We start from the raw sequence: 16,124 nt of genomic DNA on the forward strand, positions 1-16,124 counted from the left end.
GAGCGTGCAGGGGTCCCGGCCGATCAGCAGGGAAACCCCAACGATGCTACTGGAACCCATGAGTTCGACGCGATCCGTCAAGCACTGTCGAGCATGGCCTGGCCAGCCGAAAACGCCCGGCACCAGTAGCATGGTGGATCGTTTCAATGGAAGACCGGCGCAGATCCTCCGTGCTCATCGCTTCGAGGCTCCCCTGGACCTAATCGACCGCCTGCTTGCCTTGAGTATGGAGGCGGCGGCCTTCCGGGCTGGCCAGCTTCTCAACCCGCTTGCGCCTCCACGGGCTTCTCCCGTCGACGATCGGCGGGCGGGAACTCGTACCGCCGGCGGCATTCCCGAGCTTCGGCCCGCAAGGGACAGTAGACTTCGATTCCCTTCGCCTGCAGAGCCTCGACCTCTTCGCCATGGCCATATCCCGCCTGTCCACCAGCACCGCACGGACCCGAGCGGCTTCCGTAGGAATAGCCCGCGGGCCGGCTTCCCGCTCGCCGGTATCGTTGGCGCACACACTGACCCGAGCCGAAAGCACCAAGGCACTCCCTTCCGCATCCACGGCCGCCTGCGCATGAATAGCTCTGCGCAAAGGCTTCGTTTCCGGCTCGTGCGCATCCGCCGGCTCAAGGGCTCGGTCAGGTTGCCTTGCTCCTCCGCCCCGGGCTTCTCCTCCGGAGGCTCGATATGCCGCCCTTTGGCACTCCCCTTGCGGGCTGCTCCCTCTTTTCCCTTCCGCTCGGAATCGGCATGCTCCTGCTCCGCTTGCTCCTTGGCGCCTTCCTCCAGGCGGCGTTGCGCTTCCTCTCGCTTTTGCCGGGAGCCGCTGCCACCGACCGATCTCCGCAGGCAGCTTGGCCGGATCCGCTTCCTCCGCTTTTTCCAAGATTCTCCCGCCGAAACCGGCAGATCGCCTCGGGATCCGGATGGGTTGTTCGCACAAAGATCACGCACCGCCACACCTCGCCGCGGCCGCCGCCTCGACCCTCCGGCTCGGAAAAGATTCCGTTGGCGTAGCAATATCAAAAGCGAGAGCGGCATCGACGGCGGATACTGCCGGTCCCCCGTCCGGCGTGCGTCGACCCGAAAGAATGCACCAAGTCGTCCTCGTCCACCCAATCCCGCAGGCCTCGGGCAAAACCGTCAGCGCGATCCGATCCACCGTCGCAAATCGCTCAGCCATGCGCTCTTCTACCCTATTCCAGAGGGAAAAGGAAAGTCCGACAGGCTGCCGGGAAGCCCAAACCGGGGAGATCGGCCGGAGTTGGCAAGGAGCTTTCAGGAGCTCTCAGAGGCCCTGCGCCGCGAAACGGCGGGGGGCATCGGCTGCTCGGGAAGAAGGCAGAAGGCCAAGGGCGGCGGGGGCTTGACTTGCCGGCTCCCTTCGGGTATGCGGGTGCACAAGCATCTCCTGCGGGGGCTTGCGCTCGGGCGCAAGGCGTCGCGGGAGGGGGAGAAAAAGGAGGAAGCGAGAAAGATGAAGAGGAAGGCAAACGGCTATCGGTGGGCCCTGCTGCTGGCGGCGGGCTGGGGAGGGCTGGCTCTCGGATCGGCCCGGGCGACGGTCGTCGGGCCCATGCAGCTTCCCGGGCATGGAACGGTCGTTTCCGGAGGGGCGGTCGCGACCGGGAGCTACGGGGCGGGAGGCAGCGGGCATATCCGGGTGACCGCGGCCGACACCGTCATCAACTGGGGGACAACCGGGGGGACGATCGGAACCCATCAGCCCGGAGGCTTCAACATCGGCAGCGACGCTCATCTGGCGATCACGGGGGGAGCCGGGGCTTCCCTGCTCAACGTCGACGTGAGCGGCAATCCCTCCCAGATCCTCGGCATGATGGCGACCAACATCCCGACTTTCGTGGCCAATGCGAACGGGATCACGGTAGGACCCGGCGCCAGGATCGTGGCACCCGCCGGGCTGGGTCTGGTGGCCGCCACGGTCAACGAGAAGGCCTTCGCTGCCGACGGGCGGCTGCCGGTGAGCTTCGCCGCCTCCGGTCCCTTGCAGGTGGCGGGCGACCTGGTGGCCGCCGGGGGACCCGGACGCTCGATCTTCCTGGCCGGCTCGGGCGCGGTCAACGTGGCGCCGGTTCCCAACGGGGCTGCGCACTACTTCAAGCCCGGGACCAACGTGACGGTCGACGGCGGGGTCGGCGGGGTCTTTGCGGCCGGCCGCTTTGTTCCGCAGGACGGCATCGGCTCCGCGACGCCTTCGGCGGCCGGCTTGACGACGGTGACCCTCCGCCTCGGCACCGAGGCGCACCCGTATAACCTGAGCCTGAGCGGTCCCAACGGGGCGAAGCCCTCGGTGGGGACCGTGGTCTTGGCCAACGGGAACCTGGTCAACGACGGGGTCCTGACCAGCAGCACCGGGAACCTGGTCCCCTACCTGCAGTGGACCGGGACGCTCACCAACAACGGGACGATCTTGGGGGTCCTGGACACGAGCGTAACGGGCGGCAAGGTGAGCTTCCAGGGGAACACCGCGGGCTTGCTGGCTTACGGCGGAGTCGTCAACAACGGGACGATCCTCTCCGTCTCCCCGCCGGTCCATCCGAGGGGCCACGGCCGGTAGGCCGGGCGTGAGCCGGAGAGAAGGGCCGCGTCACGGCCGGGAGGCGGGCCGGGGAGGCCCCAGCCGGGCGCTGACGCGGGCGAGGTTCTCGAGGATCGTGGGGTTGTGGGGCTGGAAGAGGAAGGCCTTGCTGTAGGCCTCGCGCGCCTCGCGGAGCCGGCCGAGCTTTTCGTAGGCGACTCCTAGGTTGTTCCAGGCCTCGGCATTGCCCGGCCGGTCCGCGAGCGCCTTCCGGTAGGCCGCTGCGGCTTCCGCGAACCGGTCGAGCTCCCCATAGACGACCCCGAGGCGGAACCAGGAGGAGCTTTCCGGGGCGAGCCGGCAGGCGGTTTCGAAGGCGGGGAGGGCCTCGGCGTGGCGGCCCAGGTGCTCCTCCTCGGCGCCGAGCGCGAGCCAGGCCGCCGGGTCGGCCGGGCTCAGCCGCGTCGCGCGCTGGTAGGCCGCCAGGGCCAGCTTCCGGTAGCCGGCTGCGGCGTAGGCGCGGCCGAGGCGCAGCCAAGCCTCGCCGCGGCGGGGGCGAGGGCGGCGGCCTTGCGGAAGGCCGGAATCGCCTCGGCCGGCCTGCCGGCCTCGAGGAGGGCCTCGCCGAGCGAGCTCCAGGCTTCGACCGACCGGGGCATCGCCTGCGCCCGCTCCCGGAGGCGGGCGAGGCTTGACTGCGGAGCGGGCGCGGCGGACGGGTCGGCGGCCGCCGGCGGGAGGCAGAACGCGAGGAAGGCCAGCAGCAGGAGGAGGCGGTCCACGGCTAGGGAGGCTACTCGGAGTTCCTTTGGGCTTGCCAGGGAAAAACGAGGGTGGCCAATAGTCGGAGCTTCGCGGCCATGATCCTCCTCCTTCCGCTTCTCCTGGCGGTATTGCCGGAGACCGCTCCCATCGAGGGGGTTGCCGAGAGGCAGGAGGTCGTTCCGGTCGATCCCGCTTCGCTGGCCGCGAAGCCGATCGTCGTGGAGAGCGGGGGGATCCGGTACGTGGTCACGGGGAACACGCTCTTCTCGGCCGGCAGGATCGCCGAGGTCCTCCGGGGCGTCAAGGGTGCCGAGGACGCGGTCGCCCGGCTCAAGGAGGCCTACCAGAGAGCGGGCTACTTCCTGGTTTCGGTCCGGGCGGCGGCCGGCCGGGGGCGGGTGGATCTCGAGGTGATCCAAGGGAAGATCACCGAAGCGCGGGTCGTCCCCTCCCTGCGGTGGTTCTACGGAGGGCTCACGAACCGGCCCTCGGTGAAGACCAGCGACGTCATCCGCCGGACGGTCGACGCGGAAGCCTACGCCGCCCGCCAGCAGGAGCGGCCGAAGGTGAGCTTCAGCCCGGGGCCGGATTTCGCCAGCTCGGTGATGGAGGTGGAGACCCGGCCGATCGATGCCTTCGCCCCCAACCCGCTCAATCGGCCCAACCCCTGGAACGCCTCGGTGGGCTTCGGCGACTACGGGAACCGGTTTTCGGCGCGCTACCTCAGCGATGCGGCGGTCGCCTACCGGCCGGGCTACGGCCTGGAGATCACCGGCGGGTTCACCAACGGCTGGGACGGCCTCAACCCGTATACCGAGGGAGGCCAGTTCCAGATGGAAAACGGAGGCCTTTCCTGGGCAACCCCCTGGGGCGTCTACGGGGTGAACTTCACCAACATGCAGTCGGCCTTCGGGGAGGTGACCGCTCCGCTCTATCCGGAGGTGAACCTCCAGAGCTGGCAGGTCAGCGGGCAGCAGACGGTCTACGCCAGCGAGAGCTTCCGGTGGACGATGAACGAGCGGCTGACCTCGACCCGCTTCACCGAGGACGTCTTCCAGGGCGCCATCCGGCTGCTCACCCAGGATTACGGCACGGCTCAGCTCGGAACGACCGTCAGCCAGAGCTTCCGCGCCTTCGGGCTCCCCGGGCAGGTCGGGGGCACCGTCTACGGGGTGCGGGGGACGCGGCTCGGCGGCTTTTCCGGGCTGGAGGGAGCCCCGCTCGAAGGGCCGGGGGTGCCGACCCCCTACTTCACCTACTACCGGGGGAGCTTCCAGTACACCCAGAGCCTCCCCGAAGGGATGCAGCTGGCCTTTAGCACCTACGGGCAGATCGCCCAAAACACGCTGCCGATCATGGAATACTTCGTGCTGGGGGGCATGGGGAACCTCGCGGCCTGGTATCCCGGGGTCCTCTACGGCGACACCGGCTACATTAGCCGCGCGGCCCTCATCGCTCCTCCGGCCGAGGCCTGGGGGCTTCGGATCACCGCGCAGCTCTTCGCGGAAACCGGCGGGGCCCGCTTCAGCTCGGATGCGGCTCCCGGGCCGGCTTGGCACTTTTTGAGCGACGTCGGGCTGGGGCTCGACATGGTCCACCGGTACGGAACGACGGTCAGCGCGATGGCGGCCCTGCCGATCGACGCGCCGATGATCGGCCCGACCGACAACCCACACGGTTACTTTCGGGGAGGGCGGGTCGCGGTGCTTTTTGTCTTGCGGCAGAACTTCTAGCTGCTGCAATGGGCCGCATGGCGAGCGAGCCCTCGATTGCGCGGAGGATCCGCTCCCGCGCCTGTGCCTGGGCGCTCTTCCTGGCGGCGGGGCCGGGCTTGCTGCTCGCCGCGGAGGAGCCCGCGGCCGACCCGGTCGTCGCCTCGGTCAACGGGGTCGAGATCCGGCGCTCGGAGGTCGAAAAGGCCCTAGCGGGCCTGGGGCCCGGGAGCGGCGGCCCCGAGGCGGAGCGGAACGTTCTCAACGCCCTGGTCCAAGAAGAGCTCCTGGTCCAGGAGGCCTACCGCCAAGAGCTGGAGAAGTCGGCCGAGGTCAAGGCGGCCGTCGCGGAGGCGACCCGGAAGATCCTGGTGAACGCCGCGCTCAAGCACCACCTGGAGCGCAGGAAGTGGACCGAGGAGGAGCTGCGCCGCCGCTACGCCCAGGCGGCGGCCCTGGTTCCGCCGAGGGAGTACCGGCTCCGCCACATCGTGGTAGGGACGCGGAGGGAGGCGGCGATGCTGCTCGACTGGCTGCGGCAAGGGGCCAACTTCTCGATTCTGGCGCGGGGATCCCTGGAGAAGGCGACGGCCGAGCGGGGAGGGGAGATCGGCTGGCAGAACGCGCGGACCCTTTCGAGCTCCCTGCTCGCCCTGGTGGAGCGGCTCAAGCCGGGGCAGATCGGGGGGCCGATCCTCTCGAGCGGCGGCTGGGAGGTGATCCAGCTGCTGGAGGCCCGCCCGGCGAAGGTGCCGACCTTCGAGGAAGCCAAGGCCTCGCTGGAGCAGCAGCTCCAGCAGGAGTCGGCCCAGCAGCTGGTGCAGCAGCTGGCCGCCGGCGCCCGGATCGAGGTCTTTCTGCCGCCCGTGCAAGCGGAGCCCGTGGCGGCGGCCCGGTGAGTCGGCCGCTTCTCCTCCCATGGGTGCAGCAAAGGGAAAGTATCGGGGCCGGGGCCTGCTGGTCCTGCTCCTCTGCCTCGGCGGCTGCGTCCACCAGGACGTGGTCGCGGTGCGCCGCCTGACGGCCGCCCGGTACGTGCCGACCCGCTACGTCCAGATCTACCGGAAGGCTCCCGAGGGCCGGTACGAGAAGATCGCGGTCCTGGAGGCCGGCGGGACCCCGGAGACGCCCCGGACCCAGCTCTGGGAGGCCATGGTGGAAAAGGCGCGGGAGCTCGGGGCGGAGGCGATCATCGTGGAGGACCGGAGCCAGCCGATCGGGAACCCCCTGGTCATGAACCCGGGCGGCGGGATGTACACGGTCAATCCCGGCATGCAGATGATCCCCCGGTTCCGGGCCACGGCGATCCGGTTTTCCCCCGGGGCGCGCTAGGCCGCGCAGGCCGGGAGCTCACCCGGCGGCTTTTTGGGCCCGCTCGATTCCGGAGCGGATCAGGTCGACCGCCTCGGCGGGCTCCGCCCAGCGGAGGAGCTTCACCCACTTCTGCTTTTCGAGGTCCTTGTAGTGCTCGAAGAAGTGGGCGACGGTCTCGAGGAAGATCCCCGGCAGGTCCCGGTAGCTGGTCACCCGCGTGTAGAAGGGATGGAGCTTGTCGATCGGGACCGCGATGATCTTCTCGTCGATGCCGTGCTCGTCCTCCATGAGGAGGGCGCCGATCGGCCGGGCGGGAATGACCACGCCGGGCCAGACCGGCGTCTGGGAAACCACCAGGCAGTCGACCGGATCCCCGTCCTCCGATAGGGTGTGGGGGATGAAGCCGTAGTTGGCCGGGTAGTACATGGCCGTGTGGAGGAAGCGGTCGACGAACATCGCACCCGACTTCTTGTCGATCTCGTACTTGACCGGCACTCCCCCCTGCGGGATCTCGATGATCGCGTTGATCTCGTGGGGCGGATTGGCACCGACCGGAATGCGGGAAATATCCATCAAAAACCTTCTGTGTGGGCTGGTTCCGGGAAGCATCGAACCGACTTCGATTCGAGACCGGTCGGCCATTGTCCATGGATCGGCCGCGGTGTCGAGCTCGGGGTACGGAAATCGGACGGGAGGCGGAAGGGAAGGGGGCGGAAGGAGGTGCCCGTTGCCCGAGGAGAGGACGAGAGCGGGGTTGCCAGGATCGCCGCCTCGGCGCTAATCTGATCCACGCATCATTCCACCAAGGAGAACCCGATGGCCACAGCGACGCAAGAGACGGTGCCGAATGCAAAGACGAACCTGGTCCCGATCCACCCGCGGGTAGAGGAGTTTTTGCGGAGTCCCAAGCGGCTCCTCATCGGAGGAAAATGGGTCGATGCGGCTTCCGGCAAGACCTTCGCCACCGTCAACCCGGCGACCGAGGAGACGCTCGCCCGGGTGGCCGAGGCGGATGCCGAGGACGTCGACCGGGCGGTCCGGGCGGCACGGGCGGCCTTCAGCTCGGGCCCCTGGGCCCGGATGGCGCCCGCGGAGCGGGGGAAGCTGCTCTGGAAGCTCGCGGACCGGGTCGAAGAGCACCTGGAGGAGCTGGCGCAGCTGGAGACCCTCGACAACGGAAAGCCGCTGGCCGTCGCCCGGGCGGCGGACCTGCCGCTGGCGATCGATCTCTTCCGCTACATGGCTGGCTGGGCGACCAAGATCGAGGGGAACACGATTCCCTTGGGGCTGGCGCAGCCGGAAAGCTTCCTGGCCTACACGGTGCGGGAGCCGGTCGGGGTCGTCGGGCAGATCATCCCCTGGAACTTCCCGCTGTTGATGGCGGCCTGGAAGCTCGGCCCCGCGCTCGCCTGCGGCTGCACAGTCGTGCTCAAGCCGGCGGAGCAGACCCCTCTTTCGGCCTTGCGGCTGGGGGAGCTGATCCAGGAGGTCGGCTTCCCCGACGGGGTGGTCAACATCCTGCCCGGCTTCGGGGAGACGGCAGGGGCGGCCCTGGCTGCGCATCCCGACGTCGACAAGGTGGCCTTCACCGGGTCGACGGAGGTGGGCAAGCTCATCGTGCGGGCGGCGGCGGGAAACCTCAAGAAGGTGACGCTGGAGCTCGGCGGCAAGTCGCCCAACATCATCTTCGCCGACGCCGACCTCGAGGAGGCGGCGGCCGGGGCGGCGATGGCGATCTTTTTCAACCACGGCCAGTGCTGCTGCGCGGGCAGCCGGCTCTTCGTGGAGGCGCCGGTGGCCGAAGAGCTGACCGAGCGGATCGCCAAGGAAGCCGAGAAGATCCGGCTGGGGCCGGGGATGGCGCTCGACACGGAGATGGGGCCGCTGGTCTCCCGGGAGCAGTACGACCGGGTCCGGGGATACATCCGGATCGGAGCCGAAGAGGGCGCCCGGGCGCGCTCGGCCCCCTTGCAAGGCCTGGAGCGGGGCTACTTCGTGCCGCCGACCCTCTTCACCGACGTCCGGCCCGAGATGCGGATCGTCCGGGAGGAGATCTTCGGGCCGGTGGTCTGCGCAAGCTCCTTCCGGACGGAGGAGGAGATCCCGGCAGCGGCCAACGACTCGATCTACGGCTTGGCCGCGGGGATCTGGACCCGGGACATACGCAAGGCCCACCGGCTGGCGGGCCGGCTGCGGGCGGGCACGGTCTGGATCAACTGCTACAACGTCTTCGACGCCGCCTTGCCCTTCGGGGGCTACAAGCAGTCGGGCTGGGGGCGGGAGATGGGCCACGCGGTGCTGGAGAACTACACCGAGCTCAAGTCGGTCTGCGTGCGCATCTAGCCCCCATTTCTCACCAGTACGAGCTTTCGCGCGAGAGAGGTGCCGGTTGAGTCGCTTGCGAGCAGTTCCGGCCGCGCAGAGCTCTTCGTGAGGCAGGATCGAGCAAGATTTTCATTCGATTTGCCTTAACGCGAGCGCTGCAAAGCGCAAAAAGCCGGTTGTGGAGCAAGGCTCCGCCCGATCGTAGGCTTTGCGGAAGGAGAAGAGGTGGGGTTTTGATACCTGCTCAGCAACGCAGCACTCGGAAGACGTGGGTAAAGAGGCTCTTCCAAGGATAGGCGCTGCTCATCGAGAGGAAGACGCGGCGGACGCTGACTCGGACCAGCGTGCCGATCTTAAAGAGCTTGAGCCGTAGGGTGTCGACCTGGGCCTCGGCCCAGTCCGTTCCTCGCAGACCGAGCCGTCGCAGCGCTTCGACCAGGGTGTAAGCAAGAGCCGAGAAGTAGAGGCGAAGTTGGTTGCTGGCCATTTGCGCGGTCGAGAGCCGGTCGGCAAAGAGGTGGAGTTGTTCCTTGATCCGATTCTCCATGTCGCCACGAGCACAGTAGAGCTTCTCGTAAAGGTTTTGGGCGGGCCACTCCTCGGTGGAGAGAGAGGTCACGACAAAGCGCGGATTCTCCCCTCTTTCCAGGTACTCGGCTTTGGCGACCACCCGGCGCTCCCTCGACCAGCTGCTCAAGGTGCGGTAGGCAAACTCGGTAAAGAAGCGGGCCGGCTTGCCACTCGACTCGTGCAGACGACGGGCTTGCTCCATCGACCCCTGAATGGTCCGGCACAAGCGCTCGTTGCGCGCCAAGCCGAAGAGGTAGTCGACTTGATTGGCTTCGCACCAAGCCATGATCTCTTCCCGGCAGAAGCCCGAATCGGCCCGGAGCACGATCCGGACTCCGGGCCAACGGGTACGGAGTTGTTCCACGATCCGGCTCACCTCCGTAAGGGAGCCCGCCGACGCATCCTGGTTCGATGGCCGAAGCCGGACGCCAAGGAGTTGATCGCCAGCAAAGATGTAGAGCGGCAAATAGCAGTAGGAGTCGTAGTAACCATGGAAGAAGCGCTCCGGCTGATGTCCGTAAAGGGGGATGTCGGTCGCATCCAGATCGAGCACCACCTCCTCAGGGGGCTGGGGATGCGATTGGAGGTAGAGATCGACCAGAAGACGGTCGATCGCTTCGGCCGAGTAGTCGATCTTGTGGTAGCGCTCGCTTCGACCCACCAGTTCCAGCCGGTTGAGCGTGCTCTTGCCCGCCAGATCCTCTTCCAGATCGCTTTTCCCGCTCAGGAGAGCAACCAACGGATCGGTCCGCAACTGCTCATGGTCGTTGAGGTCTTCGTAGCCCATCGCAATCCCGAAAATGCGCTGGGCAAGCATCTCCCGTACCCGATGCACAATGCGTTTCGGATGGCGTCGATCCACGAAGCAACCCTCTAACCGTCTTAACAAACCGATCTTCCGATCCGCTTCCCGCAACAGAATTGCGCCCCCATCGCTGGAGATCCGACCCGCGGTAAATCCCGCTTCCACCCGTCGCGAAAAATGATCTGTAAACGCAAAAGTCTCTTGGCTACACTCTGTCATGGAAGGCCGTTTCTTTTTCCTGGTTGTAGTAACGTCTTCTTAACGCACTTATACCAGGGAAAGACGGCCTTTCCTATGCCCTTTTGCCGGATTTTTTGCCTTCCGCTATGCCTGCCATTGGTGAGAAATCGGGGCTAGCGGCCATTTCTCACAAGCTTTCTCCTACGGCTTGCAAAACGGGCTCGTCTGCTTCGCTCCCGCTTGGTTTTCCATCCTCGCAGTATGTCTTCATACAGCTCCGGTGGAAAACCTGCACCCGCCTCGCACCCAAGCCCATTTGCGGCGCCTCGGCTACGGAATTTGTGAGAAATGGCGGCTAGGGCTCGACCGGGGGCTTTTCGCGGGCAAGGACCGTGAAGTGGATCTCGACCTGGTCCTTGAGCCGCATCGCGCCCCCCGCGAAGCGGATCGGCACGATGCCGAAGTCGCTCTGGCGCACTTTGACCGTGCCGGTCGCCTCGAGCTCCCCGGGGGAAGGGGCCAGCCGGACCGGGAAGGAGATGCGCCGGGAGGCGCCGTGCAGGGTGAGGTCGCCGCTGACCAGGATCCGGGAAGGCACGGGGGCCGGAGCGGCCCCGGTCGAGCTGAAGCGGATTTCGGGGTAGCGGGCGGCGTCGAGCACCCGCGGGCCGCGCATGATCGCCTGGACTTCCTTCCGATCCCGGGGGATGGCCTCCGGATCGACGACCGTCAAGGAGGCGGCGGGAAGGCGGATCTCGGCCCCCAGCAAGCGGTGCGACGGGGCGTCGTAGGAGATCGTCCCGCTAAGCTTCCGGGAGAGAATCTCGTGGTCATGGCCGAAGACGCCGAAGAGCCCGCCGGGGATCACGAGGACCTCGATCTTGCTGCCGGCGGGGTCGACCTGGTAGAGGGCGGCGGAGAGCGGGAGAGGGGGGAGCAACAGGAGCCCGAGGAAAAGGAGGGAGATCGGCCGGCGGAAACGCATGCGGGAGAGTCAAGGGCTAGCGGGTAGAGCATGCGGCTTTTCCGCGGGTTTGGAAAGCGAGTTTTCCGTCGCCGGTCTCTTGGGCTTCAGCGGAGGGAGCCGGCGGGGCCGGCTTCCGGCGCAAGGAGCGGAAGAAGCCTTCCAGCCGGGCCATCCAGGGCTTGCCGAGGCGCTTGATCCGGGCGGCCTGGGCGTAGGAGAGGCCGAGTCGGAGAAGCCGCCGGTCCCGGGAGGGGAGGACCGGCCAGATCCACTCGCCGTAGCGGGCCAGCTGCCGGTCGGCCTCGGCCGGATCGAACTGCTTGTAGGCCCCCAGCCGCTGGAAGAAGCCGATGCCGGCCGCCTCGGCGAGCTTGGGCGTCAGCCGCCCCTGGTTGACGAGCCAGGCGAGCATCGCCTCGGTCGCGCGGTTATGGGCGTCCAGGAACTCGCGGAGCTTGGAGGAGGTCAGCGAGGAGCTCCGGCCCATCCGGTAGACGGCGCCGGCGGACGGCGTGAACCGGAAGCGAAGCCCCTTCTGCAGGGCGCGGGCGTAGAGCTCGTAGTCTTCGGCCAGGTGGAGCGGGCTCCACCCTCCGATGCGGATCAGGGCCTCCCGGCGCCAGAGTTGGGCTCCGATTTGGGGAAACCAGAAGGCGAGCCAGAGGTAGAAGGGGTCCGGGTGATCGGGGAGGCGGGCGGTCCAAGGCGGAGCCGGGCCGTCGCGCCCCCATTGCTCGATCAGGGAAGGGGAGACCAGCACGTCGGCGGGCTCCCCTCGGCCCTCGCGGAGCTGGGTCTCGATCTTCTCGGGCAGGAGGTAGTCGTCGCTGTCCAGCCACTGGATCCACTCCCCGCGGGCGGCCGCGAGGATCGCGTTGCGGGCGCCGGATGGGCCCGAATTGCCCGGGAGGGAGATCACGGTAATCCGGTCGCCGAAGCCCGCGAGGACCTCCCGGGTCCGGTCGGTCGAGCCGTCGTCGGCCACGAGGACTTCCTTGTGCGGCCAGCTCTGGGCAAGAGCGCTTTCGACCGCCTGGGCGATCCACTCCTCCCGGTTGTAGGCGGGAATCCCGATCGTGACGAGGGGGGCGGTCATGCGGGGGAGAGCCGGCGGAGGGCCGCCGAAAAACGTTCGGCCCGGGAGAAGCCGAGCCCGCCCAGGAGGATGCGGTAGAGGGGGCTGCGCGGCGGGCGCATCCAGCCGCGGGCGGAAGCCTCGGCGAAGAAGCGCTCGGCTTGTCCGGGGGCTCCGCCGCGGGCCAGCCAGCGGGCGGCGAGGAAAAACGCCTCGCCGGCCGCGGCCCGGAGGCGGGGAGTCCAGCCTCCGGATTGGTCGAGCCAGCGGGCCATCTCTTCTAATACGGCCGCCTTTTGGCGGGCGAAGTCCCGGGTCCGTTCCGCGGAGGCGGGCCCGCGCCGGATCCGCCAAACGGCCCCCAGGGAAGGGGCGAGACGGAAGCGGAGGCCGCGGCGGAGAGCGCGGCCGACAAGCTCGTAGTCGTCGAAAAGAGGGGCGAGGTCGCTCCAGCCGCCGAGGCGGCGGACGGCCTCGCGCCGCCAGAGGTAGCCGCCGGTCTGCGGCAGCTCTCCCGCAAACCAGCTGCGGAGCAGGTCCCTTTCCGGGCAAGGGGCTTGGGCGCGGAGCTCTCCGGTGCCTTCGTCGAGGAGGCAGGGGCTGTAGAGGACCTCGGCACCGGCTCCGCCGCCGGTCTCGGAGAGCTGGGTGGCGATCTTCGCCGGAAGGAGGAGGTCGTCCTGGTCAAGCCACTGGATCCACTCGCCCCGGGCGGCTTCCAGGAGCGCATTGCGTGCGGCGGCCCGCCCCCGGTTGGTCTGGGCCAGGAGCCGGATCCGGGGCAGAAAGGGCTCGAGGACCTCCCGGGTCCGGTCGGTCGATCCGTCGTCGACGACCAGGACTTCCTTCTCGGGGTGGGATTGGGCGAGGGCGCTCGCGACGGCGGCCGCCGCCGTGCCGGCGCCGTTATGCGCGGGGATGCCGATGGAGACGAGAGGAGGAGCCACCGCAACGAAGCCTGCCGGATCGGGGGGAAAAGAGTCAAGAAAGGAGGAGGGCCGCTCCGGCGGCGCCTCCCGCGGCCGGAAAGGACCGCGGGCTGTCGACAAGCGGGATCCGGCCCTTCTATCATCGGTAACGGCCATGGGATTCGACCTGCTCGACCACCCGATCGTCTTCGCGCAGCCCGCCCGCTGGAGCCGGGTGGCCGCCTGGCACCTCCATGTTCCCTTCGCCTTTCTGCTGGTCGACCTGCTTCGGCCCCGACGGGTGGTCGAGCTGGGCGTCCATTACGGGGACTCCTACTGCGCCTTTCTGCCAGGCGGTCGCCGCGCTCGGGCTGGCCGGCGAATGCTGGGGTTGCCAGCAGCTAAAAAATATATGGACACATAGCAAGTTTAATGGCAGTATGTCCGAGTGAAGTTGAGTGTCTGGGCCAAGCGGCAGGGCGTCTGCTACAAGACGGCTTGGCGGATGTGGAAGGAGGGGCGTTTGCCCGTCCCGGTCGAGCAGTTGCCGACAGGAAACGAGAGGACCGATGACATCGTGCGCGACCTGCACGAGGTCATCGTTTCGATGTGTGCCAGGCTTTACGGGAAGCGATCCGCCCGGAACCGCGCCGAGAAGGCGCTCAAAGCGATCCATGAGTAAGCTTCCTGTTTTCACCTACCAGACCCGGTTGAGGTTGACGCATGAGCAGACTTCGTGTCTTGACGCCTATGCGGCGCTCTACGGGCGGGCGCAGCGGACTCTTTTCGCCAGGATGCGGGCGGGCGTTCCCCTGAACGAGCTCAAGCGGTCGTTTCTGCGCCGATTCGGCCTCACCGCCCGGCAGTTCAACGCCATTCGGGTCGAGCTTGAGGGCAAGATCGCCTCGATCCGGGAAAGGCGGCCCGAGTTGATCGAGGAAGCCAAATGGCGGATCCGGAAAGCGGAAGAGGCGGTCGGCCGGCTGGAGGAGAAGAAGCCGGGATCGAATGTCGTGCACCAGAAAAAGCGGCGGCTTGCCGTCCTGCGGGCGAAGCTCGAGGCGCTTCTGGCCGATCAGGAGTCCGGCCGGGTCCGGCTCTGTTTCGGTTCCCGACGCCTCTTCCGCAAGCAGTTTGCCCTGGAAGAGAACGGCTATGCGGACCATGCCGCATGGAAGAAGGATTGGCAGTCGGAGCGGAGCAGCCAGTTCTTCGTGCTCGGATCGAAGGACGAGACATCGGGCAACCAGTCCTGCCAAGCCGCAGTCGCTCCGGACGGCAGCCTGCGGCTGCGGTTGCGGCTGCCGAACGGATTGGGAAGCACGAGCAAACACCTGGTGCTCGAGGGCGTGCGCTTGGCCTACGGCCAGGAGGAAATCCTCCAGGCCCTCTCCGCCGGCCGGGTCGTGACCGCACAAACCAAGACGGGGAAGCTCTTCCGCAAGCGGGAGGGAGCTGCCGTGAGCTACCGCTTCGTGCGGGACCGGAAGGGGTGGCGGGTATTCGCAAGCGTCGAGGCGCAACCGGTTGCCCTGGTGACACGCCGCCTTGCCGGAGCGATCGGCGTTGACATCAACCCGGATCATCTTGCCTTGGCCGAAACGGATCGCTTCGGGAATCTCGTGGGAATCCGCCGGATCGGATTGCATCTCTATGGGAAGAGCGAGGAGCAAGCGAAAGCCAGAATCGGCGATGCGTGCCGGCAGATCGCCCGGGCCTGCGCCGAATCGGGCAAGCCGCTCGTGATCGAGCGATTGGATCTTCGCAAGCGGAGGGCCGAGCTGGAGGCGGTCGATGGCGTCCGGGCTCGCTCGCTCTCTTCCTTCGCCTACGCCAAGACGATCTCCATGCTCAAGGCGGCTTCCTTTCGCGCCGGAGTCGAGGTGATCGAAGTCGACCCGGCCTACACTTCCGTGATCGGCGCGGTCAACCACGCGCGCCGTCATGGCATCGGTTCTCACCAGGGCGCGGCCTACGCCGTCGCCCGGAGAGGATTGGGCCTATCCGAGCGCCCGTCCGTGCGGGAGGCGGTCGTGCCGACCCGCAATGGCGGCCATGTCACCTTCGCCCTACCCGCGAGGAATCGGGCGAAGCATGTATGGTCGTTCTGGGCGGACGTTCGGAAGGGGCTCAAAGCGGCGCATGCAGCGCATGCCCGGTCGGGAGGCAATCGCTTGCCTCCCGCGCCTCTGTCCCCGAAATCGCGGGCATTGGGCGCTACCCGGGCTTTGCCGGCGAAACCCCGGCACGCGAACCGTCGGCAACACTGTTCGGCCGACGTCCTGGACGATCTCCCCTGGCAGGGGAATGGTTGTCTATGGTTTTAGGAACGGCATCGACCATTGGCGCGGAGACGAGCAGGCGGGGGAGTACGGGAGCGAAGTGCTCGAGGATCTGCGACGGCACCACGACCCCCGATACGGCGGCTTTTCCCGGCTGCTGCGGGAGAGCTTCGAAGAGGCCCTCCCGCGCTTTGCCAAGGGATCGATCGACCTTTTGCACATCGACGGCCTCCACTCCTACCAAGCGGTCCGCCGGGACTTCTGCTCGTGGCTCCCCCGCGTCAGCGTCCGGGGGGTGGTCCTGCTCCACGACGTCGCCGTCCGGCGGGAGGGTTTCGGCGTCTGGAGGCTCTGGGAGGAGGTCTCCAAGAGAGTATCCCTCCCGTGTCGTGCGCAACGGGTTCGGCTTGGGAGTGGTGGCCGTGGGGCAAAATCCCGAGCCGTCGGTGCGCGACCTGCTCGCTCTCCCCTGAGTCCCGGTGGCAGGCCTTGGAACGGCTCTGGGAGGCATTGGGCCAGGCGAACGAGCACCGTTGCTCCGGATCCGGGGAACCGAAGGGCCTCCGGTTTTGGTTGACGCGGAGGTTCTTCCGGAAAGGAGGCGGGTAGCTGCGGGGGGCGGGCCGGCCGCCCTCCGGCCGGGGCCTAAGAAAGCAGAAGGGCGGACCGGGAGTCCGCCCTTCACGGGATA

17 protein-coding genes are annotated in these 16,124 nt (G+C 67.6%); 9 read left to right on the plus strand and 8 right to left on the minus strand.

Going from position 1 to position 16,124, the window contains the following annotated elements:
- Window positions 1–199 precede the first annotated feature (199 nt).
- Window positions 200–583, minus strand: a complete 384-nt coding sequence (locus MTHMO_RS02040; protein WP_202213305.1) for a hypothetical protein — start codon at window positions 581–583, stop codon at window positions 200–202.
- An 885-nt stretch (window positions 584–1,468) separates the two neighbouring features.
- Between MTHMO_RS02040 and MTHMO_RS02045 the strand changes: the two genes are divergently transcribed.
- Complete coding sequence (locus tag MTHMO_RS02045) at window positions 1,469–2,569, plus strand: hypothetical protein (protein WP_202213306.1); 1,101 nt, start codon at window positions 1,469–1,471, stop codon at window positions 2,567–2,569.
- A 30-nt stretch (window positions 2,570–2,599) separates the two neighbouring features.
- Here MTHMO_RS02045 and MTHMO_RS11185 read toward each other — a convergent pair whose 3' ends face one another.
- Together MTHMO_RS11185 and MTHMO_RS02055 are read right to left on the minus strand one after the other, a co-directional pair.
- Window positions 2,600–3,064 (minus strand): tetratricopeptide repeat protein, encoded by a 465-nt coding sequence (locus MTHMO_RS11185; RefSeq protein ID WP_370568355.1) that lies wholly within the window; start codon window positions 3,062–3,064, stop codon window positions 2,600–2,602.
- Complete coding sequence (locus tag MTHMO_RS02055; protein WP_202213307.1) at window positions 2,986–3,312, minus strand: tetratricopeptide repeat protein; 327 nt, start codon at window positions 3,310–3,312, stop codon at window positions 2,986–2,988. Before MTHMO_RS02055 ends, MTHMO_RS11185 begins: the two co-directional genes overlap by 79 nt.
- Before the next feature lie 51 nt (window positions 3,313–3,363).
- Between MTHMO_RS02055 and MTHMO_RS02060 the strand changes: the two genes are divergently transcribed.
- Genes MTHMO_RS02060 through MTHMO_RS02070 form a run of 3 tightly spaced genes read left to right on the plus strand, consistent with a single transcriptional unit; the run spans window position 3,364 to window position 6,339 of the window.
- A complete protein-coding gene (locus tag MTHMO_RS02060) occupies window positions 3,364–5,028 on the plus strand; it encodes a ShlB/FhaC/HecB family hemolysin secretion/activation protein (RefSeq protein ID WP_202213308.1) in 1,665 nt (554 codons plus the stop codon).
- A 17-nt stretch (window positions 5,029–5,045) separates the two neighbouring features.
- Complete coding sequence (locus MTHMO_RS02065; RefSeq protein WP_202213309.1) at window positions 5,046–5,906, plus strand: peptidylprolyl isomerase; 861 nt, start codon at window positions 5,046–5,048, stop codon at window positions 5,904–5,906.
- 19 nt (window positions 5,907–5,925) lie between these two features.
- The gene (locus tag MTHMO_RS02070) at window positions 5,926–6,339 is read left to right on the plus strand and encodes a hypothetical protein (RefSeq protein ID WP_202213310.1); all 414 of its coding nucleotides are present in this window, start codon (window positions 5,926–5,928) and stop codon (window positions 6,337–6,339) included.
- Window positions 6,340–6,357: 18 nt separating this feature from the next.
- On the opposite strand, the gene ppa is transcribed toward MTHMO_RS02070, so the two are convergent.
- On the minus strand, window positions 6,358–6,894 hold the full coding sequence (gene ppa / locus MTHMO_RS02075; protein WP_202213311.1) for an inorganic diphosphatase: 537 nt from the start codon (window positions 6,892–6,894) through the stop codon (window positions 6,358–6,360).
- Between the two features lie 243 nt (window positions 6,895–7,137).
- On the opposite strand from ppa, the gene MTHMO_RS02080 reads away from it, so the two are divergent.
- A complete protein-coding gene (locus MTHMO_RS02080) occupies window positions 7,138–8,664 on the plus strand; it encodes an aldehyde dehydrogenase family protein (RefSeq protein WP_202213312.1) in 1,527 nt (508 codons plus the stop codon).
- Between the two features lie 226 nt (window positions 8,665–8,890).
- Here the strand turns inward: MTHMO_RS02080 and MTHMO_RS02085 are convergent, their stop codons facing one another.
- The 4 genes from MTHMO_RS02085 to MTHMO_RS02100 form a co-directional block, all read right to left on the minus strand.
- Window positions 8,891–10,240 carry an IS1380 family transposase gene (locus tag MTHMO_RS02085; RefSeq protein WP_202213313.1) on the minus strand — a complete coding sequence of 450 codons (1,350 nt, stop codon included), beginning with the start codon at window positions 10,238–10,240 and terminating at the stop codon, window positions 8,891–8,893.
- Window positions 10,241–10,556: 316 nt separating this feature from the next.
- A complete protein-coding gene (locus MTHMO_RS02090; protein ID WP_202213314.1) occupies window positions 10,557–11,186 on the minus strand; it encodes a YceI family protein in 630 nt (209 codons plus the stop codon).
- Window positions 11,187–11,202: 16 nt separating this feature from the next.
- Entirely contained in the window at window positions 11,203–12,264 is a 1,062-nt protein-coding gene (locus MTHMO_RS02095) for a glycosyltransferase family 2 protein (RefSeq protein ID WP_202213315.1), read from the minus strand.
- Entirely contained in the window at window positions 12,261–13,190 is a 930-nt protein-coding gene (locus MTHMO_RS02100) for a glycosyltransferase family A protein (protein WP_202213316.1), read from the minus strand. The genes MTHMO_RS02095 and MTHMO_RS02100 overlap by 4 nt, the downstream gene beginning before the upstream one ends.
- Before the next feature lie 136 nt (window positions 13,191–13,326).
- Between MTHMO_RS02100 and MTHMO_RS02105 the strand changes: the two genes are divergently transcribed.
- The 4 genes from MTHMO_RS02105 to MTHMO_RS02120 are packed head-to-tail and all read left to right on the plus strand — an operon-like array spanning window position 13,327 to window position 16,010.
- A complete protein-coding gene (locus MTHMO_RS02105; RefSeq protein WP_202213317.1) occupies window positions 13,327–13,575 on the plus strand; it encodes a hypothetical protein in 249 nt (82 codons plus the stop codon).
- A 24-nt stretch (window positions 13,576–13,599) separates the two neighbouring features.
- Window positions 13,600–13,833, plus strand: coding sequence for a hypothetical protein (locus tag MTHMO_RS11190; RefSeq protein WP_202213318.1), 234 nt, complete (start codon window positions 13,600–13,602; stop codon window positions 13,831–13,833).
- A complete protein-coding gene (locus MTHMO_RS02115) occupies window positions 13,826–15,478 on the plus strand; it encodes an IS200/IS605 family accessory protein TnpB-related protein (RefSeq protein WP_202213319.1) in 1,653 nt (550 codons plus the stop codon). The genes MTHMO_RS11190 and MTHMO_RS02115 overlap by 8 nt, the downstream gene beginning before the upstream one ends.
- Window positions 15,459–16,010: a class I SAM-dependent methyltransferase gene (locus tag MTHMO_RS02120; RefSeq protein WP_202213320.1), complete on the plus strand. Its 552-nt coding sequence runs from the start codon at window positions 15,459–15,461 to the stop codon at window positions 16,008–16,010. Before MTHMO_RS02115 ends, MTHMO_RS02120 begins: the two co-directional genes overlap by 20 nt.
- Window positions 16,011–16,124 lie beyond the last annotated feature (114 nt).

Source organism: Methylacidimicrobium sp. AP8 (assembly GCF_903064525.1).
GTDB lineage: Bacteria > Verrucomicrobiota > Verrucomicrobiia > Methylacidiphilales > Methylacidiphilaceae > Methylacidimicrobium.